The organism is Actinoplanes sp. NPDC020271 (assembly GCF_044388125.1).
Lineage (GTDB): Bacteria > Actinomycetota > Actinomycetes > Mycobacteriales > Micromonosporaceae > Actinoplanes.
Window position 1 is genome coordinate 65127 of the sequence record NZ_JBIRWQ010000004.1, and the last position, 20455, is coordinate 85581.

Below are 20455 nucleotides of genomic sequence, written 5' to 3' on the forward strand. Positions count from 1 at the left end.
TGCCCACGTGGGCAGTGTTCACTTCTGGCAGCGAAGGGCCGGCTGCGACGCGGGAGATACTCCAATAGGCGGCCCAGCTTTCGCGGGTGCCCTGCGCGCGGCCAACAGATTCCCGCTCAGTCTCGCGGGAAGGCCGCGCTCTGCACTTCGGCTTTTCGGCTATGAGGTGGGCTAGCCGCCTCAAGCCTCCCTTAAGGCCATCGGCGAAAACAAGACCGTGACCCAGCACGGCGAGGCAGTGTTCGCCGCACTCCGCGCGTTGCCGGGTGTCGAGGAGGGGCCGGAGGTCCTTCGGGGCGGGCGCAAGGTCCGAATGCGGCGGTGGGCTGGCACCACGGCCGGTGACGGCGCAGCGCCGAGCACGGGGAGTTAGCGCCGAGCGCCGAGCGTGGGGGTCGTGCACAGCGGCAGCCACAGAGCGTTCAGGAGAGAAGCAGGGTTCGTTGTTGTTACTGCCCGGAGGACCCAGACAGGAACGGTAGGGGGATTCGCCCAAGAGAGCACCGAGACCACAGCCGGGGTCTCGGCGCTCTCGGCGCTAACGACGACTGACAGCCGGCCTCACCTCGCGTTGTCGGCGCGGTGGTGTGTGCGGTTGGCCGCCGTGGGTGGTTCCCAGTCGGCCCGGCTCGCTGGCATTGCGCAAACTCGCCCCAGTCGGCCCGGCGATCTGCAAAATCAGAGGCGGCGACACCGGACCGCGGGGGGGGGGGGGGGGGGGAACCACAGTGGGGAACGGCCAGCAGAGGAAAACCGGCTCGTCCAAGAAGCGGGCGGGGGCAACCAACAAGCCTCCTGCTGCTCCGAAGTCTCAAGCGCAAATCCCCGACCCGAAGCTGAATACTCCTCCTCTGCGAACTCCGGCCGAGAAGAAGCCGAGCAAGTGGAAAGAACCCGCCCTTTGGATTTCGGTGTTGGCACTCGTGGTGTCGGCTTCAAGTTCCGTATGGGCGTACATGGCTGGCGACCTAGCTAAAAAGAACCATGAACGGCGATACGTCAACCGTGTGTTCTGGTCAGATGTCGGACCCAAGGACGACAAAGGTGGTCCGTATCTCTACCTGCAAAATCGCAGCCAGGGCGAGTTGCGTGATGTGGTACTGCGGACCACCCTGGTGCGTTCTCTCGAATTCGACCTCAGCCCGTCGCCCAGTTCTACGCCGACCGTCCCAGGAGGACCGGCATCCAGGGGGGTTTCCTACTCAATTCCGAATGTTCCACCCTGCCGCGAGCTGCTGGTTCGTGCGCCAGGCGGCGTGGATACCAAACGCTATTTCCGGATCCTGGACGCAATCGTCTTCACGGATGCGGATAAACAGCGTTGGTCGAAGTCCTATTCTGGCGACACCTCACGGGTTCAGGAGCCTGCAAAGGGCACTGATGTCGAACCCGACCTTGAGGCTGTGGTCGAGGTGCTGAGTAGACAGGAGCTCGACGCGGAACCCGGAGAAGAGGAACTGAGGAACTGCACCGACTCATAGCGCGTCGGCAGTGAATCTCCCCTACCCCTCGCGAACCAGCGTAGGGGTATACCCCCACTCGGCAAGGGGCCTACCCCTCCCCATCCCCACCCTCGGCCAGGTCGGCACGGTGGACCATGGTCCATGCCTCCACGTCGCCGACCAACCAGAGCTTGCCCTGCGCCAGGTCGGCCACGGGCTTAAGCGAGTGAACTGATCATGTGTTCTCGACGAGCGTGACATCACGGTGCGCGGTCTTCCGCAGACATCAACTACGAGCAGGGTCACCCGTCCGCACGGCGAACCGTCTGGATCGCCGCACCCTACGGCAGATGTGCCGGTGCTCGAGTCGGCACATGAGACCGAAACCCGTGTCGGAGCGATGCTTGGGCAAGGCGTCCGGCGTGGACCCGCCCTGGCGGCTTCCGGGTGTGGATGCCTAATCTCAGTCGATGGCGGGTCGTTCGAAGTGGCGGACCGTCTCGGTCCAACGGGATGGGAGTCGATGAGCGAGAGCCGGGCGGCGAAGCGGATCTCTGGTGCTGCGTACAACGCTCTGCGAGCCGCATTGGCCGGCGTGTTCTGGTATCGGCCGACGCTGGAGAAGTTCCTACGGGCCGCGTTGCGCGAGCATCCAGAGCTGCTGGCTGGGGTGAACTTCGGGGTGTCAAAACGGGAGATCGCCGACGAGGTGGTCGACCGGCTTATCGAGGGCGAACGGGTCTACCAGCACGCGAGCGTGCAGTTGATGGTCGAGCTGGCAAACATGCAGCGATTCCCGGAGCTGGAGCGGCACGAGAACGCGGACAAGTGGCTGCCTCGGGCGCAGGCCGCCGTCGCCGATCTCAAGACCTACACGGCCGCCTACGAGGACTTGATCAGCGAACGCGAGCGGCTTGACGCCGAGCAGGCGGCCTACACCCAACAGGCCGAGCTGCAGCGGCGTTTCGCCCAGGACCTCGACGACCTGCGCGGCCGGTTCCTGGCCATGCACGGCATGGTTGACGTGCACGAGCGGGGACGGCAATTCGAAGACTTCCTCAACACCCTGTTCGCGCTGTTCGACCTCTCGCCACGGCTGGCCTACTCCTTAGCGACCGAACAAATCGACGGGTCGATCAGCTTCGACACGGACGACTACATCATCGAGGCGAAGTGGACCAAAGACCCGGTCAGTCGGGAACAGGCCGACGCATTCGCCAAGAAGGTCGAGCGTAAGGGCAAGAACGCGCTTGGGCTGATCATTAGCATCAACGATCTGAGCGAGCCCGCGCGCACTACCTATAGCGAGGGCACCTGCTTCATGACTATGAGCGGCTCCGACCTATTTGCCATCCTCGAAGGACGCATTCCGCTCGACGACGCGCTGCGGCGCAAGAAGCGGCACGCCAACGACACCGGCAGTTGCCACTTCCCGGTCAAGGAGATGTTTTGACCCGTCTGCTGCTCGGCGAGGGGCGGACGGCCGGGACCAGGTCGCTCAGCAGCGCTCCGAGCCCACGTCAAAATCCTATGCACTCGAAAGCATGCTGAGCCTGAGCCCGAGCCCGAGCCCGACGATGTCCCGTCCAGTGCCTCCGACGGCTTACGCAGGGGGAGCTTGACCACTCGGCGGGATAGCAGGTGGCTGGGCACCAGCCGCAGAGGGCGGCTGGCCACCTCTGCCAAGCAACTCCATCACCCATGGACCTACGGCGCGTAGGCCAGAGATCCACTCGGTAATGGGAAACGCCTTGGCGATTGGCGGGGCTTCCTTCAACGCCTCGACACCATGGAGCTTCACGATGGCGTAGCAGAAGAGAAGCCACATTCCCCAGGCGAGGACGGGTACGAGAATAAGGGCGACGATCCAGTGCAACTCACAACTCCCGCAGGAACACGAACGCACGACGGATTAGCCCCGCTGAACACCTTGACCTAAGCGATGATCTTGGTGGAGCGAGGTGTAACTGTCGGGTTCGGGCGGGAGGGCATGCCCGGCCGCGGTCGGGCGGCTTCACCCCAAGACCCACGCAAGGTGGATCGGTTGGGCAGTGCGCTATGTAAGTTACCAGCGTCGCTCAACGCCACCAAGTGAACCTGAGCAGGTTCTCCCCGAGCGATGACCGCAGTCCGCTTCCCAGCTATCTCGGCGGCCCGAATGGATGAATCGCCTTAGTTTGGCCGTCGAACTGGCTGCAGCTGAGCCGATATCAGCTAACTTTTGCGTGGCGGTCCGGAGGCGGTCGCCCGCTGCGAGGCCCGGGATCCCCGGAAGGTCAGGGCCGTAAGCAGTTCAAGGGTGGTGCCCATGCCTCCAGCTTTCTTCCACCGCACACCCGCTCTACCCTGCCGATTGATCATCAGGTTCTGCAGCGGTCCGGGACGCCAGCAGTCGAGAGGTCAGTCATGGCAGTCGCCACGAACCCCAACCGATGGAAGAAGCGGCGTGAGCTCAGCGCCGAGCCGAGCCACCTGGCCCGGCGCGGGATCCCTCCTCGCGGAGAGGTGATCGCACCACCACTCGGGCAACAGGTTCTGCAGGCCACACTGCTGGAAATCTTTGCTCATCCAACCCGCGAACACCCGTGGAATCCCACCGGTCGGACTCTCACCGAGCTGTATCTGTGCTACGGCAGCTGGGTCTCCCCGCAGCCTGATCGCATCATCATGGGCTCAACCCTCGCGCAACGGATGGCCAGCTACCTACTGCCATACGTCAAGAACATCGACAGCGACTTCCCCCATTGCAGAGGCATCCCCGGTCTTCGGTACCGGCGCGGTGCCCGGTACGGGTACGAGCTCGTCCACCTGCCAACCCAGACAACCATTGAGATCCGCGACGGGAACCTGGGCCGCAACGAAAGGCTGCTCGACGAAGCCCAGTGCAACCGCGACGACCCCGGCTACATCCCGCTGTGGCAGGAGACCGACCTGACCGAGGTCGAGCGGCAGTGGAACAACATCTGGCGCCCGAGCAATCACACCCCGCTGAACAGCGCATGGTTCAACGCCCTGCGGATGCTCGACACCTACCCCGACGGCACCCGCAAAAGCGCCCGCGATGCCGTCTTCCAACCGGCCGCCACCGACGGAACTCCGGCCTACCTGCGCTGGTGCGGCACACTCACCCCCCAGGACGCAGTCGACAACCTCACCACACTGGGCGTCGGCGCATATGGTGAACCCCTCACCCTCTCCGCCACCGCGCCCGGCTTCGCGATCGCCACCGCCGGCGGCGTGAGCATCGAACTCCACCAACGACCCGTATGCCCCGGATGCCGCGAGACACAAAACAAGTGGCACGGCAGCACCGCAACTCGATCTCGCGGGCCGGCGAATGTCGGCGCGCCGACCACGACGACCGCGCCCGGCCCGTTGAGGCGCCCGAAAAACGACTACACGTCCGCAGTCTCAGCCTAGAACCCCGCCCCGTCCGCCGCAGCCAAGGCGCCTGGCAGCTTTCGCCATGTCGTCGAAGTCCTCCCCACGGGGCACCGGGCACCGGGCACCGGGCACCGGGCACCGGGCACCGGGCACCGGGCAAATGATAGGGATCTTGCTAGGGAACCAACCGGAACGGCCCGCCCAGCCCTGGGATGCACCGGGACGAAGCTGAAACGAGACAGCAGGTCACGGGCATTTTATGGGACCGGGCGGGCCGCTCCGGGATGATCGACTTGTTGCTTCCAAACTGATTACGCGAGTTCGATTCTCGTCGCCCGCTCCGACATGAAGGCCCAGGTCAGCGATGGTTTCGCTGGCCTGGGCCTTCGTCATTCACCCGCCCGGATGATCTTGCGGATCATTAGCGAGCCGTTAGCTCGTCTCGCCCTTCCCGCACCTGTCCTTCTTGTTGCCCTCGGCCTTCTCAACGGCCTTGGCGATCCGCCGATCCATGGCCGAGGCGATCTCGTGGTCGCGCTCGCTCGTCGCGTGCTGGTGGATCAGCGCCGCCCGCATCGACGCGTGGCCCATCCGGTGCATCGGCTCCCGGCACCGCGGACCGGCTCGGGAAGATCGAGAACAACCGGATCGAGCTTGACCGTCTGTCGGTGATCAAGTCTCTCGCTGATGTCCTGGACGTCTCGCTCGGCGATCTGCTCGCCGGACCGTCACTGGTCGAGTGGACCCCGGACGGCGGGATGGAGACGGTGCCGGCTTCGGCCCGCTCGGCATGCTGACGGCGTTCGGCCGGCGAGCCGGCCAGCACGGATATCACTCGGCGAGTTGCGTGGAGGCTGCGATCATCAGGCGGTGAAGGTCTGGTCACACGGCAACGAGCGGTACGAGCTCACCTCGATGTACAGCGTCCCTGGTGACGTCTGGTACTACGAGCTGCGAGGGTTGGCAGAGTCACCCGGAGCCCGGCCGTACCTGACCATCTCGATTCCCGACGCGACTCCGGATGGGCCGTTCACGCCGATGCCGGCTCAGCACATCGTGGTCTATGCCGACGGCGGCGTCTTGCCCTGGCCGATCCTCCGGGAGCTGATCCAGCTGCTCGAATCCAGTGGTGACCTCGTAGAGGAGCAGCGCGACCTGTCGAGCGGGTCGGTTGGGCTTCCACCGACCCTCAACAGTTGGTCGTACGAGGGCCGGCGGTTCGAGGTCAACCAGTTCCACCACGGCGACGCCGGCTCGTGGTGCTACGAGCTGTACGAGGTCGATCCGGACAATCCCGAGAACAACCACCTCGAGGTTCGGATCCCCGACGCCTCACCGGAGGCCGGCCCGTTCGTCCCGATGCCGGCCGACCACGTCACCCTGACCATGCACGGGCACTGGGCACTCCCTTGGCCGGTCTTCCGCCGCTTCCTCGACGCCATACAGGCGGCCGGAGACTTCGTGGAGCCTGCCGCCGGCAAGCGGCCCTGACGATCACTGCGGGTGGTCACCGGCAGCCGTGCTTCCGACGATCGGCTGCCGCGCCGCTTCGCGGGGGGCCGGCATCGTGACGGTGGTCGCGCGCTTGGATTTCGCCGCCGCGCCGGTCGAAGTGCTCGTGGGCTTCCGGCGCCCGGTCGAGGGGCAGCTCGTGACTGACGATGAAGGACGGTTCGGCTTTGCCGGCGGCGATCAGGTCGGGCAGCTGCCGGTTGTACTTCTTGACCGGGCCGGGCGGTCAGCCCGGGTGCGGGGCGCGACAGGTACGCAGGGTGCGGATGCCGGCCGGGTCGAGGAACGTCACCTCGCGCGGGCGGCTCTCGGATCAAACTTCCTGTCCCGAACGACCAGCTCCCGCTCTGTTGCCAGGTGACCGGGTCAGCAGGCGGCGCAGGGCGGCCGGTGGTGAGCCCGTCTCCGCCCGGATGGCGCGGGTCATGTGGGCCTGGTCGGCGAAACCGGTGCGGGCGGCGATCACGGCCAGGCCGGCTCGATCGCCGGCGGTCAGCTCGTCGACGGCGGCGCGGACCCTCAGCCGCCGCCGATACGTGCTCAGCGTGCACCCGGTGACCTGGTGGAACGAGCGCGACAGGTGCCACGGCGACCAGCCGGCGGACGCGGCCAGAGCGCTCAGATCAGCGGACGGGTCGGTGTGCAGCAGCTCGCGGACGCTCTCGACGACCGGATGCGCCCGCCGGAGCGCCCGGGATCGGGGCAGCAGGGCGGCCAGCAGCTCCGCCAACAGGTCGGGGCGGTCGGCCGGCGGGGACACCAACAGGCGGCGGTGGATCAGGTCGGCTCGCGGTGGGACGTGCACCGGGCCGGAGCCGGCGAAACGGTCGGCGAGGTCGGGCGGGACGGTCAGCGAGGTGCAGACGTCACCGCCGGCCGGGTGGCTGATCCGCTGCGTCTCGCCGGGACGCTGCAGGTAGCCCGTGGTGACGTCGGCCAGGGTGGCGCGGCCGTCGACGTGCCGGACGAACACGCCACGACGGACGAGCACGATGGCCGCCGTGGTCACCGGCTCCTCCGCGGGGTGGCCGCCGGGGCAGCGGACCGCGGTGGCGGCGGCCCAGCCGGTGGTCAGCAGCGCCCGGAAATCCAGCATGCGGCCGACGGTAGCGGCGGGGTACGACAAGAACGTTCAAGACCGCGACGGCGGCCCACCGGCAGGGTGGGCGCATGACTCTTCTCGGGGAACTCGCGGCTGACCGCCCGTACGGGGAAATCGAAGCTCTTGATCTTTATGGTCGTCTGATCGGCAGCTGGGACGTGGTGAACCGGTATCGGCAGCCGGACGGTGAGTGGATCACCGGGACCGTGGTGTGGACCTTCGGGTGGGTGCTCGCCGGGCGCGCGGTGCAGGACGTGATGTGGTTCACCGCGCCCGGGCCGGACGGGTATCCGGTGCGCAGGACGGGCAGCACGATGCGGCTGCACGACCCGGAAGCCGGCCACTGGCACGTCGTCTGGTTCTCGCCGCTGGGGCGGACGTGGACGCTGACCGGCCGGGCCGGCGACGACGGCGACATCGTCCAGGAAGGGCGGCAGGCCGACGGGACGACGGTGCGGTGGCTCTTCACCGACGTGACCGAGGCGAGTTTCCGCTGGCTGGGGTACATCTCGACGGACGACGGCGGAAGCTGGGAGCTGGAGCAGGAGATGCTGGCCCGCCGGCGTCTCTGAGCGCGGGATCCGAGGTCGGCGGCGGCTCCGGCGTTGACATGTGACCTTATGGTCACATAACTTTGTGTCATGACGGACGACGATCGGGTGTTCAAGGCCTTGGCCGACCCGAGCCGTCGGTTCCTGCTCGACCTGCTGTTCGCGCGGGACGGCCGCACGCTCACCGAACTGGAGTCCGAGCTGGAGATGACGCGGTTCGGCGTCGCCAAGCACCTCAAGGTGCTCGAGGAGGCGGGACTCGTCGTCACGCGCCGGTCGGGGCGGGAGAAGTTGCACTTCCTGAACGCCGTGCCGATCCGGCAGATCCACGACCGGTGGATCGACAAGTACACCGAGCACCAGATCACCGCACTCATCGATCTCAAGCGCACGCTGGAGGAAGAGTCATGACCGAGACCAAGGTGTTCCGCATCTGGATCAAGTCGACCCCGGAGAAGATCTGGCAGGCCATCACCGATCCGGAGTGGAACGCGAAGTACGGCTACGCCTGTCCGCAGTTCTTCGAGCTGACCAAGGGCGGCACGTTCTACTCCAACGCCAACCAGGGCATGAAGGACTACGCCGCGGCGCAGGGCTTCGACATGCCGGACCCGATCCTGGACGGTGAGGTGCTGGAGGCCGACGCCCCGCGCCGGCTGGTGCTGACCTGGCGGATGCTGATGGACCCGGGCACCGCGGCCGAGGGCTTCACCACGCTCACCTACGACATCGAGGACTCGTCACCCGGTGTCTGCCGGCTCACGCTCACGCACGACGTGACGAACGCGCCGGCCGTGGCCGCGATGATCTCCGGAAACACCGACCCGAAGGCCGAGGGTGGCGGCGGTTGGGCCTGGGTCCTCAGCGATCTCAAGTCGCTGCTGGAGACCGGCCAGGTGCTCGCCGACGCCTGAGCGTCGCCGGAGGGGCCGCGGGCGGGTGCGCCCGTGGCCCCGCGGGCGGGTGCGCCCGTGGCCCCGCGGGACCGGCACGGCGGAAGGGGCGGCTCCTGACAGACTGGGCGCGTGAGCGACCCGGAACTGGCGGCGTACAGCCTCGTCGAGTTGGCCGTCGACCGGCTGCGCAGGGACATCCTGAGTGGGCGCACCGATCCGGGCGAACGGCTCGTCGAGGAGCAGCTGACCAAGCGGCTCGGGATCAGCCGGGCGCCACTGCGCGAGGCGATGCGCCTGCTGGCCGAGCAGGGCCTGGTCGAGCACATCCCGCGGCGCGGCGCGCGGGTGGCCACGCTCTCCGACGACGACGTGCGCGAGCTGTACGAGGTCCGCGACGTCCTGGAGCGCCACGCCGTCACCTCCGCTCCGGAGCGGCCGGACCTGACCCGGCTGACGCAGGCACTGGACACGATCCGCGCGGCGACCGAGAGCGGCGACCGGCTCGAGCTGGCCAACGCGCACCGCCGCTTCCACGTGGAGGTGGTGGCACTCAGCGGGAACCGGCAGCTCACCGCGCTCTACGAGACGGTCCTGGTGAAGATCCAGCTGTACATGGCGGTGAACATGCGGCGCGAGGCGGAGATCGCTCGGGCGGCGGACGGGGTGCATCGGCACGAGCGGTTGTTCACGGCGGTGCGGCTCGGGGACGTACGGGAAATTCTTTCGGCTCTTGATGAGCACGGAGCGCGCGCCTACCTCGGTTGAAGATCACGCTGAGAAATCACGGCGTTACAAAGCGCCGATTCCGCGGAAACAGAACTGTCGACAATCGACGATATGCCGACGATCGGGAGTGTCCGCGCCAACCCTTATCCCTGGCCCTACGACGGCACGGTGCCGGTCAGCCGCACCGCGCTGATCTGCATCGACTGGCAGACCGACTTCTGTGGCCCCGGCGGATACGTCGACGCCATGGGTTACGACATCGAGCTCACCCGGGCCGGGCTGCCGGCCACCGCCAAGCTGCTGCAACACGTCCGCGACCTGGGCATGCTCGTGATCCACACTCGCGAGGGACACGACCCGGACCTCTCCGACCTGCCGGCCAACAAACGGTGGCGGTCCGCGCGGATCGGCGCCGAGATCGGCGGGCCCGGTCCCTGCGGCCGGATCCTGATCAAGGGCGAGCCGGGCTGGGAGATCGTTCCCGAGGTCGCCCCGGTGGCCGGCGAGGTGATCGTCGACAAGCCCGGCAAGGGCGCGTTCTACGCCACCAACCTGGACCTGGTGCTGCGCACGCACGGGATCACCCACCTGATCCTGACCGGCATCACCACCGACGTCTGCGTGCACACGACGATGCGGGAGGCCAACGACCGCGGATACGAGTGCCTGATCCTGAGCGACTGCACCGGTGCCACCGACCCGGGCAACCACGCGGCGGCGCTGCACATGGTGACCATGCAGGGCGGTGTCTTCGGCTGCGTGGCGACCTCCGGCGACGTGATCGCCGCGACGGAGGGGTGAGCCGTGCCGACCGTCGCCGCCGAGCCCGGCCCCTTCACCTTCGACCCTTCGACGACCGCGCTGCTCGTGATCGACATGCAGCGGGACTTCCTGCTGCCCGGCGGGTTCGGCGAGAGCCTCGGCAACGATGTCGCCCAGCTCCGGCGGACGATCGAGCCGCTGGCCGCGCTGCTGAGCGCCTGGCGGGCCGCAGGCTTGCGGGTCATCCACACGCGCGAGGGTCACCTGCCCGATTTATCGGATTGTCCACCGGCGAAGCTGCGTCGAGGGCCCATGATCGGCAAGAAGGGGCATTTCGGCAAGATCCTGATCCGCGGTGAGTACGGCCACGACATCGTCGACGAGCTGGCACCGCTCGACGGAGAGACGATCATCGACAAACCGGGCAAGGGTGCGTTCTATGCCACCGATTTGTCCGACGAGTTGAAACACACCACGTCGTTGATCGTCACCGGCGTCACCACCGAGGTCTGCGTACACACCACCGTCCGGGAAGCGAACGACCGCGGCTTCGAATGCCTGGTCCTGGCCGACTGCGTCGGCTCCTACTTCCCGGAGTTCCACAGCGCCGGCCTGCGGATGATCGCCGCCCAGGGCGGGATCTTCGGCTGGGTCGCGGAATCCCCCGCAGTGATCTCCGCCCTCGAAGGGGTGAGGAAATGACCGCCACCACCGCTACGGCCAAACTTCCCTACTGGGTCCGGGGTGACACCAACGCCTTCTTCGGCTTCGGCGTCAACGTCCTGGTCAACGTGCTCACCCTGACCGGCCTCTGCCTCGGCGTGATCAAGATGCCGGCCTCCGACGTGTTCGGCGTGATCCTGCCCGCCCTGGGGATCGCGCTGGTCGCCGGCAACATCTACTACACCTGCCTGGCGCGCCGGCTCGCCACGCGGGAGAACCGGACGGACGTCACGGCGATGCCGTACGGCCCGAGCGTCCCGCACATGTTCATCGTCATCTTCGTCATCATGCTGCCGATCTACCTGACCACGAAGGACCCGGTCAGAGCGTGGACGGCCGGCATCGCCTGGGCGTTCATCATCGGCGTGATCGTGCTGATCGGGGCGTTCGTCGGGCCGTACATCCGCAAGTACGCCCCGCGGGCGGCGCTGCTCGGCACCCTGGCCGGCATCTCCATCACGTTCATCTCGATGAATCCGGCCGGCAACATGTGGAAGGCCGCGTGGATCGCCCTGCCGGTCTTCGGCCTGCTCCTGATCGGCCTGCTCACCGACGTGAAGCTGCCCGGAAACCTGCCGATCGGCCTGGTCGCGCTGCTTGCCGGCACCGCGATCGGCTGGCTCGGCGGGGCGATGTCGGTGCCGGACGTGACGGCCGCCGCCGAGGACATCGCGTTCGCGTTCCCGCACCTCGAGGTCGACCTGCTGATCGACGGGCTGCGGGACATGGCGCCGCTGCTGGCCACCGCGATCCCGCTCGGCGTCTACAACTTCACCGAGGCGATGACCAACGTGGAGAGCGCGGCGACCGCCGGCGACCGGTACAACCTGCGCAGCGTGCTGCTCGCCGACGGCGCCGGCGCGGTGATCGGGTCGTGCCTGGGCTCGCCGTTCCCGCCCGCCGTCTACGTCGGCCACCCGGGCTGGAAGGCAGCAGGCGGCCGGACCGGTTACTCCATGGCGACCGGCGCGGTGATCGCACTGCTCTGCTTCTTCGGTCTGTTCGGCCTGCTCGGGGCCATCTTCCCGACCGCGGCGATCGTGCCGATCCTGCTCTACATCGGCCTGCTGATCGGCGCTCAGGCGTTCCAGGCGACGCCCCGGGCGCACGCCGCGGCAGTGGTCGCCGCGCTGATCCCGAACATCGCGAGCTGGGCGACCGGGCAGATGGACAATGCGCTCGCGGCGGCCGGCACCACCGCGGCCGCGGTCGGCAACGACGCGCTGACCGGGGCCGGTGTCGTCTACGACGGGCTGAAGACGCTCGGCCAGGGGGCGATCCTGGCCGGGCTGGTGCTCGGCGCGATCGTGGCGTTCATCATCGACAAACGCCTCTGGCACGCGGCGGTCTTCGCCGGGTCGGGCGCGGCGCTGACGTTCGTCGGGCTGATCCACGCCGAGAAGGTCCGGTGGAACGCGAACGGGCAGGTGGCGCTCGGCTACCTGTTCCTGACCGCGATCCTGGTGCTGGTCGCCCTGACGAAGCCGGCGCCGCGAGTGCCCGAGCCCGGTGAGCCGCCGGCCGTGGAGGGCAACGCGTTCACCGAGGCCCCCGAGGGCGGCGTGCCGGTGTCCTCGGCGACGGCCTGAGGCGCCGCGTGGAACGGGACCGGCCCGAGGTGATCGCCGAGGTGGCGGCGGCGTTCGAGGCCTACGAGCGGGCGCTCGTCGAGCGCGACGTCGACGCGATCATGAGTTTCTTCGCCGACCGGGCGGTGCGCTTCGGCGTCGCGGACCGGCAGGACGGCGTCGAGGAGCAGAGGAGGTGGCGGGTCGCTCAGGGCCCGCTGCCGCCGGGCCGCTTCCTGAAGGAGACCCAATTGCATACGTACGGCGACAGCACCGCCGTCGTCACGACACTCTTCGGATATCCGGGGTCCGGTGTGCTCGGCCGGCAGACACAGGCGTGGGCGCGCCTGCCGGAGGGCTGGCGGATCGTCACCGCGCACGTCTCCGAACCGGCCTGAGCCCCGTCAACCCACGTAGCGGCGCGCGGTGGAGCGGCGCTGCGTCTCGTCGAGCACCCGCAGCCGCGCCTCCACCGGGAACGGGCGCGGCTTGCGGTTGGCCAGCAGCCAGCCGACGCCACGGGCGGCGTCGAGAGCGGCCAGCAGGGAGGTCCGATCGCGCGGCACGGTGCGAGCAAGAAAAACCGTCCGGCGTACGGCCGGGCCCACCGGCCGCCGCAGCCAGGTGAACCAGAGCGTGTTGCGCAGCCCGATCCGTCGCCGGTGGGTCGAGTCCCGCAGCTTCGACGCGCGGTGGTGCACCGTCAGGTCCTCGAGATAGCACAACTCCCAGCCGCGCCCGAGCAGGTCGGTGGCGAGCAACTCCTCCTCGCCGCCGAGCCAGAGCCGCTGGTGGAAGCCGCCCGCCTGCTCGAACGCGGTGCGCCGGACGACGGACGCGCCGGCCAGGAAACTGCCGAGGGCGGGGCCGGGCAGCCAGTCCGGGCCGGGGACCGGCGAATCGCGCAGCTCGGCGACGATCGGATCCTCGGTGCCGGCCGGCTCGACCACGATGCGGGCGTTGAGCAGGGCGACCCGGGGATGGGCGTCGAGGACGTCGGCGGCCCGGGACAGCGAGCCCGGCGACCACCACGTGTCGTCGTCACAGAAGGCGACGTAGGGGGTGTGCAGCCGGCGTACCCCCAGGTTGCGGCCGACCGCGCCGAGGTTGCGGCCCGCGGCGACGACGTCGACCCCGGGGAACCGGTCCCGGATCGCTCCGGCCGTACCGTCCGTGGAGCCGTTGTCGACCAGGACCACGGGTGGTTTCTCCGGGAGCGCGAGCAGGCGCTCGACGCAGGTCAGCGCCTCTTCCCGACGCTGCCACGTGATGACGACCACTCCGACCCGCGACTCTCCCACGGCCGCGGCGAATACCCCCAACCGCCTGGTCCAATCCCAGCAAAAAGCGCAATTCGCCCGCCGATGCCGGGAGGGCCGGGAAACAACCAGCGAAGCACAGTTGTTCTTCGACCCTCCCGGCATCCACCTAGAAGGGCGAAATGCCCGCCGAGCGGAGCGAGGCCATCAGACTCAACCGAACAGGTTTTTCGTCCAGTTGAAGGCGTCCATCACCCAGGCGGTCTGCTGCAGGAACGTGAAGCCGACACCGGTCAGGTAGAGCCCCGCCACCATGTGCGCGCCACGCGCGGTGTGGCGCGGCCGGTTCAGGTAGCGCTCCAGGACCAGGCGGCCGACGAGCCGGGCGAGCGCGAAGACACCCACGCCGACCAGCAGCGTGATCACGAACACCATGACCGGGACGGCCAGATCGCCGCCACCGGAGAGCGCCCAGATGCCCCAGCAGACGAACGCGAACAGCACGGCCGCGGTGCTCCACTCGCCGCCGCGACGCAGCCGGCGCAGATGCCAGCTGATGCTGTGCTGCTCACGCGGGGCGGAGGGCTCGGGCCAGCCGGTGCCGGTCGGCTCGTGCACGGCGGTCTGGTCACGGCGCTCGGCGCGCGGGGTGACCGAGGCGCGGCCGCGGCTGAACGGCGACTGCGGCGCCGGGGAGACCGGCTCGTGCGGCCGGGTGGGCTCACCGGCCTCCGGAACGGCCGGCGCGGTCACCGTCGGCGGCTCGGCCCACGGATCCTGCGGCGGCATGTCGAGCGTCCGCTCGGACCACTGCGGTTGCTCCGGCATGATCCTCCTCTTTCCGACGGTCGGCCGGACGGCCGTCCTGATCCGAGAGTAACGAGCCCGCAAATAGGTGGCCCGTGCCCACGCGAGTCCGTTACACAAGCTCCATGGACGACGGCATCCGGCTCCGGCCCGGCACGCACGAGGACTTCCCGGCCATCTGCGACCTGCTCGGGGTGGTGTTCCACGAGGAGTTCGAGGGGGAGGCGAAAGCCGCCGAGCGGGACGTCTTCGAGCCCGAGCGCTCGCTCGTCGCCGACGACTCCGGGCTGGTGGCGGGGCATGCGCAGGCCTTCAGCCGGGAGTTGACCGTGCCCGGGGCGATCGTGCCGGCCGCGCACATCTCCGGCGTCGGCGTGCAGCCCACGCACCGGCGGCGGGGCCTGCTGACCGCCCTGATGCACCGCCAGCTGCACGACATCGCGGCGGCCGGCCGGGAGCCCCTGGCGGTGCTCTGGGCCAGTGAGACGACCATCTACCCCCGGTTCGGGTACGGCGCGGCGGCGTCCCGCCTCACGTTCGACGTCATGAATCGGGAGGTCAGGCTGACCGTCCCGCCCGTGGAACCGGCCGGGCGACTGCGGATGGGTGATCCGTTCGCGCTCCTCTCCGACCTCGGCAAGCTCTACGAGCAGGCGCGGGCCGGGCGCGTCGGCTGGTCGGAGCGGGACGACCGCTGGTGGCGGTTCGTGCTCACCGACGCCAAGGACGACCGGGACGGCGCCACGAAACGGTACGCAGTGGTCCACGACGGCCCGTCCGGCCCGACCGGGTACGCGTTGTGGCGGGTCAAGCACGCCTGGTCGCACCACGGGCCGGACGCCGAGGTGCAGGTCCGTGAGGTGGTCGCCGCCGACCCGGGTACCTATCAGGCGCTGTGGCGGTTCCTGCTGGGCATCGACCTGAGCCGGCGGGTGACGTTCACCATGGGCGCGGTCGACGAGCCGCTGCCGCACCTGATCGACGAGCCGCGGCGGCTGGGCCTGTCGCTCACCGACTCGCTCTTCGTCCGGCTGGTGGACGTGCCCGCGGCGCTGGCCGCCCGGCGCTACCGGGCCCCGGTCGACGTGGTGCTGGAGGTGGAGGACCCGATCCTGCCGGCGAACGCCGGGCGGTGGCGGCTGACCGGCGGGCCGGACGGCGCCGCGTGCGTGCGGACCGGCGACCCGGCCGACCTGACCGCGACGGTGACCGACCTGGGCGCGGCCTACCTGGGCGGGACGTCGCTGAGCACGCTCACGGCGGCCGGGCGGGTGCGGCTGCTGACCGGGAACGATCCGAGCCTGGCGTTCGGCTGGCACCGGGCGCCCAGCGCTACCGAGGTGTTCTGAGGGGTAACGTCGGGCCATGGCTGAGCCCGAGCGTCGCCGCCGGCGCGTGCGCCCTCCGTCCGGGAACAACAACGTCCCGGAGGAGCCGGCCGCGCCGGTGCCCGCGCCGCCGCCGTCCGCCCCCGTTCCCACGGCACCGCCGGTTCCCGGGCCGCCGGCCACCCCGGCCGCTCCGACACCGGGGCCACTGTCAGCTCAGGCCGCTCCGACACCGGGGCCGCCGTCAGCTCAGGCCGCTCCGACACCGGGGCCACCGTCGGCTCAGGCCGCTCCGACACCGGGGCCACCGTCAGCTCAGGCCGCTCCGACACCGGGGCCGCCGTCGGCTCAGGCCGCTCCGACACCGGGGCCGCCGACAACTCCGGCGTCGAAATCGTTCGCGCGGCCCACGAAACGTCCCGCGCCGGGCGGCGGCAACCCCGAGGACCGGGAGGTCGAACGGGGCCTGCGTGGGCTGGTCGGATCGGGATCGTCGCAGGTCAGTGTGGGGGCCGCGCTGCGCGCCCGGGACGCCTGCCGGCCCACCGAGGACGATCTGGCGGCCGCCGAGCGCGACCTGGTGATCGTACGGCGGAATTGGTTGCCCCGAGAGGATCTCCCCAGGCGCTGATTACGATGTGGATGACCACCTCCCCGCTCCTGGAAACGGTTGCCATCACATGCAGTGGAAGAACCGCCCCAACGGCCTGACCTGGTCGGGTGTCATCAAGAACGAGGAAGCCAAGCGGGAGGCGGCGGCGCGGCTGGCCGCCGAGCTGCAGGACGGGCAGACGGTCGGCATCGGCTCCGGCTCGACGAGCTTCCTGACCCTGCAGGCGCTCGCCGCCCGCGCCGAGAAGGAGGGGCTGTCGTTCACCGCGATTCCCACCTCGATCGAGGTGGCGAACGCGTGCGCCGCGCTGGGCCTGCGCACCGCGACGCTGAACGAGGTCCGGCCGGACTGGTGCTTCGACGGCGCCGACGAGGTGGACGCGAAGAAGCGGCTGATCAAGGGGCGGGGCGGCGCGCTCTACCAGGAGAAACTGATGATGGCCGCGGCGCCGAAGGCGTTCATCGTGGTCGACCAGTCCAAGATCGTCGAGCGCCTGGGGCAGAACTTCGCGGCACCGGTGGAGATCGACCCGGCCGCGCTGAGCCTGATCTTCGAGAAGCTGGCGGGCTTCCCCGGCCTCGAGGACGTCGTGCTGCGCCCGGCCGGCGGCAAGGACGGGCCGGTCATCACCGAGCGCGGCAACCTCACCCTGGACCTGACGTTCAGCCGCATCGAGGACGACGCCCACACCCGCCTGAAGCAGATGTCGGGCGTCGTCGAGACGGGCCTCTTCTTCGGGTACGACTTCGAGCTGATCCTCGCCGGCTAGAACGTCAGCGCGGCCTTCAGGGCGGCGGCCACCTGGTCGGCGGCCGCCCGGGCCCCGTCGATCGTGGCGATCTTGCGGGCGAAGCCGTGGTTCATCCCCATGTACCGGGTGTGCACGACCGGCACCCCGGCGCTGACCAGCGCGTCCGCATAGTCGGCGCCCTCGTCGCGCAGCACGTCGTACTCCGCGGTGATGATCAGGGTGGACGGCATCCCGGACAGGTCGGCGACGGCCAGCGGCGCCACGTCCGGGGTGAGCCGGGTCATCGGGTCCGGGACGTAGGTCTCCCAGGCCAGCCTCATCGAGGCCCGGTCCAGGCCGTACTCCCCCAGCTCGTCGTAGGACTCGGCCGAGGTGAGAGGGTCCAGCGCCGGGTAGATCAGCGCCTGGAAGTCCAGCGGGGTGGCGGCGTCGCGCTGCCGGCGCGCGACGACCGTGGCGAGCTGGCCACCGGCGCTGTCCCCGCCGATCGCCAGCCGGGACGCGTCGACGCCCAGATCCGCGCCGTTCTTGCGGACGTGCGCGAGGACCGCCTCGGCGTCCTGGAGAGCGGCCGGGTGCGGGTGCTCCGGGGCGAGCCGGTAACCCACCGAGAGCACCGCGAGGCCGGAACGGTCGGCGACCCGGCGGCAGAACCGGTCCACCGTCTCGACGCTGCCGTAACACCAGCCGCCGCCGTGCAGGTAGACGAAGACCGGGGCGTCGGCGCGGGTGGCGTACAGCCGGCAGGGCACGCCGTCCGCGTCCAGGTCGGCGACGACCGGCAACGGCAGCGCGGGGCCGGTCTCCGCCTCGTTGGACTCCTCCATCGCCGCACGGGCCAACTGAAGTCGTTCGTACGGTTCCGCCGGGAGCTGCTCGGCGGTGGGGCGGCGGCGAAGGTTCGCCGCCGCCGTCACCTGCGGGTGGAGCATGATCAGCCGAGCTGGGCGAGGACGAGCCCGCCCCGGGCCTTCGGCGTGAACCAGGTGCTCTTGCGCGGCAGTTTCAGCCGGGCCAGGTTGACCTCGACGAAATCCTCCACCGTCACCGGGGCGATCAGCACGGCCAGCTCGGCCCGGCCGGCGTCGACCTCGCCGCGCAGCCACTCGACCGGGTAGTCGCCGCCGATGTACGAGATGCGCTTGTCACCCGGGTCCAGCCCCAGGACGTCGCGCAGCAGGACCCGCTCGACCAGGGCGTGGTCGAGGTTCTCCACCGCCGAGCCGGCCGGGTCGGCGGGGAGGCCGACCGCGTACGAGCGGCCCGCGACGTACATCTCCATCGTCCCTTTGCCCGGAAGCGCCGCCGCCCGCGGCAGCTCGGTGACCGTCGCACCGGCCGCGCGAAGGCGCTCCAGCAGTTCCTCCGGCGTCGCCGGAAGCTCGCTGATCAGGCGGTTGTAGGGCTGGATGGCGACCGAGGCCGGCGTGGTGATCACCGCGAGGAAGCGCGGCAGGCCACCGGTCTGCGCGGCCAGGCTGCGGTGGTTCCCGTCGGCGACGACCAGCTCGCCGCCGGAGGCCAGGGCGGTGAGCCGGTCCTGCAGCTCGCCCGGCCCGACGACCCAGATGGCGTGGGTGCGGCCGGTCTGGTCGGTGTCGGTGGCCTCGGGCTCGCCCGCGGCGTCGCAGGCGTCGGCGAGAGCCGCGTGCAGTTCCTCACCCTTGCCGGTCTGCAGCAGCAGCACCGGGGAGAGCAGGGTCTGCAGCGACTCGGCGAGCGCGACCCGCTCGCGGACCTTGGCGATGAAGACGTCCTCGTTGCGGATGACCAGGCCCGGCTCGTCGGCACTGGTGGAGATCTGGTCGGTGTCGACCATGCTCCACAGGCCGTAGGCGGGGGCCTCGTCCTTCGCGGTGATCCGGTAGAGCACCACGACGTGCTCAGTCTGCCGGTAGTGGCCCTCGGACTTGTCGCGCTCCAGCCGGACGACGGCGTCCGGGAGAGACTCTGCGAAGGTCTGGCCGAGGGACTCGGGCGCGAGATGCGGCATTTCCACGGCCAACGAGCTGTGCGGGTTGGCCGTGATGATGTCGGTGATTTCGGCGTCGTCGGCGAACTCGTCGTAGTTCTGGGCTCCGGTACCGCCAGTGGTGATCCAGGCCCGGCTGATCGGGTGCACGACCGTCATGGCAGGCAACTTACCCGGCGGACCGGCGATGCCCACCCACCGGCATGTTCCGGCGTGACCTGCTCAACTGGGCCTGCCGATGCTTGTTCACCGGGCGTTGCACCGGGCGGGCCGTCACGATGATCGGCGGGGCGACGAGTCCCGCCAGTTCAGGGGATAAATCTGGCCATACTTCGCGCTGGACGCCGATGGTCATGCCGACCGCGTCGTTGGATGAGGTGTACATCACCCCATCCAACGACGACGCCCGGAGACAAGTGGCGAACTAGTCGAAAATCGGACCGATGTCGCGGCTGCGCTTCAGCTCGAAGAAGCCGGGCGTCCCGGCGACCAGCACGACACCGTCCCACAGCTTGCCGGCCGCCTCACCCTTCGGCGCCGGCGTGACCACCGGGCCGAAGAACGCGACCTTCTCGTCCGGGTTCGGGCCCGGGGCGTGGATCACCGGGGTGCCGACATCCGTGCCGACCGGCTTCATACCGGCGTCGTGGCTGGCGCGCAGGGCCTCGTCCCGCTCGTCGGTGAGCGCGGCGGCGGCCAGCTCCGGGTCGAGGCCGACCTCGGTCAGCGCCTCCCGGAACAGTTTCTCGTCCAACTCGTACTTCTGCAGGTGGATCCGCGTGCCGAGGGCGGTGTAGAGATCCCGCAGGACCTCCGGGCCGGCGGTCTCGGCGGCGGCGACGCAGACCCGGACCGGGCCCCAGCCGCGGGTCATCAGCTCCTTGTACTGCTCGGGCAGGTCCCGGCCCTCGTTGAGGACCGACAGGCTCATCACGTTGAAGCGGACGTCGAGGGGGCGCACCCTCTCCACCTCGAGCAGCCAGCGCGAGGTCATCCAGGCCCACGGGCAGAGCGGGTCGAACCACATGTCGACGGTGGCACGTTCAGTCATGGCTCGAT

At 69.4% G+C, this 20455-nt stretch carries 23 protein-coding genes and 1 riboswitch; of the genes, 16 read left to right on the plus strand and 7 right to left on the minus strand.

Annotated elements, in window-relative coordinates:
• Window positions 1–728: 728 nt before the first annotated feature.
• The 3 genes from ACH442_RS10455 to ACH442_RS10465 all read left to right on the plus strand — a co-directional run bounded on the left by ACH442_RS10455 (window position 729) and on the right by ACH442_RS10465 (window position 4862).
• Window positions 729–1481 carry a hypothetical protein gene (locus ACH442_RS10455; RefSeq protein WP_396337678.1) on the plus strand — a complete coding sequence of 251 codons (753 nt, stop codon included), beginning with the start codon at window positions 729–731 and terminating at the stop codon, window positions 1479–1481.
• 484 nt (window positions 1482–1965) lie between these two features.
• Window positions 1966–2895: a restriction endonuclease gene (locus ACH442_RS10460; RefSeq protein ID WP_396337679.1), complete on the plus strand. Its 930-nt coding sequence runs from the start codon at window positions 1966–1968 to the stop codon at window positions 2893–2895.
• A gap of 510 nt (window positions 2896–3405) precedes the next feature.
• Window positions 3406–3484: riboswitch (cyclic di-AMP (ydaO/yuaA leader) on the minus strand.
• A 364-nt stretch (window positions 3485–3848) separates the two neighbouring features.
• A complete protein-coding gene (locus ACH442_RS10465) occupies window positions 3849–4862 on the plus strand; it encodes a hypothetical protein (RefSeq protein WP_396337680.1) in 1014 nt (337 codons plus the stop codon).
• Between the two features lie 396 nt (window positions 4863–5258).
• On the opposite strand, the gene ACH442_RS10470 is transcribed toward ACH442_RS10465, so the two are convergent.
• Window positions 5259–5426: a hypothetical protein gene (locus ACH442_RS10470; RefSeq protein ID WP_396337681.1), complete on the minus strand. Its 168-nt coding sequence runs from the start codon at window positions 5424–5426 to the stop codon at window positions 5259–5261.
• A gap of 68 nt (window positions 5427–5494) precedes the next feature.
• Here ACH442_RS10470 and ACH442_RS10475 point away from each other — a divergent pair, with 68 nt between their 5' ends.
• Both ACH442_RS10475 and ACH442_RS10480 read left to right on the plus strand, forming a co-directional pair.
• A complete protein-coding gene (locus ACH442_RS10475; protein ID WP_396337682.1) occupies window positions 5495–5623 on the plus strand; it encodes a hypothetical protein in 129 nt (42 codons plus the stop codon).
• A gap of 73 nt (window positions 5624–5696) precedes the next feature.
• Window positions 5697–6317, plus strand: coding sequence for a hypothetical protein (locus ACH442_RS10480; protein WP_396337683.1), 621 nt, complete (start codon window positions 5697–5699; stop codon window positions 6315–6317).
• A 334-nt stretch (window positions 6318–6651) separates the two neighbouring features.
• On the opposite strand, the gene ACH442_RS10485 is transcribed toward ACH442_RS10480, so the two are convergent.
• Complete coding sequence (locus ACH442_RS10485) at window positions 6652–7434, minus strand: helix-turn-helix domain-containing protein (protein ID WP_396337685.1); 783 nt, start codon at window positions 7432–7434, stop codon at window positions 6652–6654.
• A gap of 74 nt (window positions 7435–7508) precedes the next feature.
• Between ACH442_RS10485 and ACH442_RS10490 the strand changes: the two genes are divergently transcribed.
• The 8 genes from ACH442_RS10490 to ACH442_RS10525 all read left to right on the plus strand — a co-directional run bounded on the left by ACH442_RS10490 (window position 7509) and on the right by ACH442_RS10525 (window position 13064).
• Window positions 7509–8012: a hypothetical protein gene (locus ACH442_RS10490; protein ID WP_396337686.1), complete on the plus strand. Its 504-nt coding sequence runs from the start codon at window positions 7509–7511 to the stop codon at window positions 8010–8012.
• 69 nt (window positions 8013–8081) lie between these two features.
• Window positions 8082–8402: an ArsR/SmtB family transcription factor gene (locus tag ACH442_RS10495; RefSeq protein ID WP_396337687.1), complete on the plus strand. Its 321-nt coding sequence runs from the start codon at window positions 8082–8084 to the stop codon at window positions 8400–8402.
• Window positions 8399–8905 carry an SRPBCC domain-containing protein gene (locus tag ACH442_RS10500; protein ID WP_396337688.1) on the plus strand — a complete coding sequence of 169 codons (507 nt, stop codon included), beginning with the start codon at window positions 8399–8401 and terminating at the stop codon, window positions 8903–8905. The genes ACH442_RS10495 and ACH442_RS10500 overlap by 4 nt, the downstream gene beginning before the upstream one ends.
• Before the next feature lie 111 nt (window positions 8906–9016).
• A complete protein-coding gene (locus ACH442_RS10505; RefSeq protein ID WP_396337689.1) occupies window positions 9017–9652 on the plus strand; it encodes a GntR family transcriptional regulator in 636 nt (211 codons plus the stop codon).
• Window positions 9653–9724: 72 nt separating this feature from the next.
• Window positions 9725–10414, plus strand: a complete 690-nt coding sequence (locus ACH442_RS10510; protein WP_396337690.1) for a cysteine hydrolase family protein — start codon at window positions 9725–9727, stop codon at window positions 10412–10414.
• Window positions 10415–10417: 3 nt separating this feature from the next.
• Window positions 10418–11077 (plus strand): cysteine hydrolase family protein, encoded by a 660-nt coding sequence (locus tag ACH442_RS10515; protein ID WP_396337691.1) that lies wholly within the window; start codon window positions 10418–10420, stop codon window positions 11075–11077.
• Window positions 11074–12687: a regulator gene (locus ACH442_RS10520; RefSeq protein ID WP_396337692.1), complete on the plus strand. Its 1614-nt coding sequence runs from the start codon at window positions 11074–11076 to the stop codon at window positions 12685–12687. Before ACH442_RS10515 ends, ACH442_RS10520 begins: the two co-directional genes overlap by 4 nt.
• 8 nt (window positions 12688–12695) lie before the next feature.
• Window positions 12696–13064: an AtzH-like domain-containing protein gene (locus ACH442_RS10525; RefSeq protein WP_396337693.1), complete on the plus strand. Its 369-nt coding sequence runs from the start codon at window positions 12696–12698 to the stop codon at window positions 13062–13064.
• A gap of 6 nt (window positions 13065–13070) precedes the next feature.
• On the opposite strand, the gene ACH442_RS10530 is transcribed toward ACH442_RS10525, so the two are convergent.
• Both ACH442_RS10530 and ACH442_RS10535 read right to left on the minus strand, forming a co-directional pair.
• Window positions 13071–13967 carry a glycosyltransferase family 2 protein gene (locus ACH442_RS10530; protein ID WP_396337694.1) on the minus strand — a complete coding sequence of 299 codons (897 nt, stop codon included), beginning with the start codon at window positions 13965–13967 and terminating at the stop codon, window positions 13071–13073.
• A gap of 171 nt (window positions 13968–14138) precedes the next feature.
• Window positions 14139–14753 (minus strand): DNA-directed RNA polymerase II, encoded by a 615-nt coding sequence (locus ACH442_RS10535; protein ID WP_396337695.1) that lies wholly within the window; start codon window positions 14751–14753, stop codon window positions 14139–14141.
• A 104-nt stretch (window positions 14754–14857) separates the two neighbouring features.
• On the opposite strand from ACH442_RS10535, the gene ACH442_RS10540 reads away from it, so the two are divergent.
• The 3 genes from ACH442_RS10540 (at window position 14858) to rpiA (ending at window position 17442) form a co-directional block, all read left to right on the plus strand.
• Window positions 14858–16081 (plus strand): GNAT family N-acetyltransferase, encoded by a 1224-nt coding sequence (locus ACH442_RS10540; RefSeq protein WP_396337696.1) that lies wholly within the window; start codon window positions 14858–14860, stop codon window positions 16079–16081.
• A gap of 187 nt (window positions 16082–16268) precedes the next feature.
• Window positions 16269–16691 (plus strand): hypothetical protein, encoded by a 423-nt coding sequence (locus ACH442_RS10545; protein ID WP_396338119.1) that lies wholly within the window; start codon window positions 16269–16271, stop codon window positions 16689–16691.
• 49 nt (window positions 16692–16740) lie between these two features.
• The gene (gene rpiA, locus ACH442_RS10550) at window positions 16741–17442 is read left to right on the plus strand and encodes a ribose 5-phosphate isomerase A (protein ID WP_396337697.1); all 702 of its coding nucleotides are present in this window, start codon (window positions 16741–16743) and stop codon (window positions 17440–17442) included.
• Here rpiA and ACH442_RS10555 read toward each other — a convergent pair.
• From ACH442_RS10555 to ACH442_RS10565, 3 genes are all read right to left on the minus strand, one after another.
• Window positions 17439–18356 carry an alpha/beta hydrolase gene (locus ACH442_RS10555; protein WP_396337698.1) on the minus strand — a complete coding sequence of 306 codons (918 nt, stop codon included), beginning with the start codon at window positions 18354–18356 and terminating at the stop codon, window positions 17439–17441. The genes rpiA and ACH442_RS10555 overlap by 4 nt on opposite strands.
• Before the next feature lie 2 nt (window positions 18357–18358).
• Window positions 18359–19555, minus strand: a complete 1197-nt coding sequence (locus tag ACH442_RS10560; protein WP_396337699.1) for a DUF1015 family protein — start codon at window positions 19553–19555, stop codon at window positions 18359–18361.
• Between the two features lie 265 nt (window positions 19556–19820).
• Window positions 19821–20447 (minus strand): disulfide bond formation protein DsbA, encoded by a 627-nt coding sequence (locus ACH442_RS10565; RefSeq protein WP_396337700.1) that lies wholly within the window; start codon window positions 20445–20447, stop codon window positions 19821–19823.
• Window positions 20448–20455: the final 8 nt, after the last annotated feature.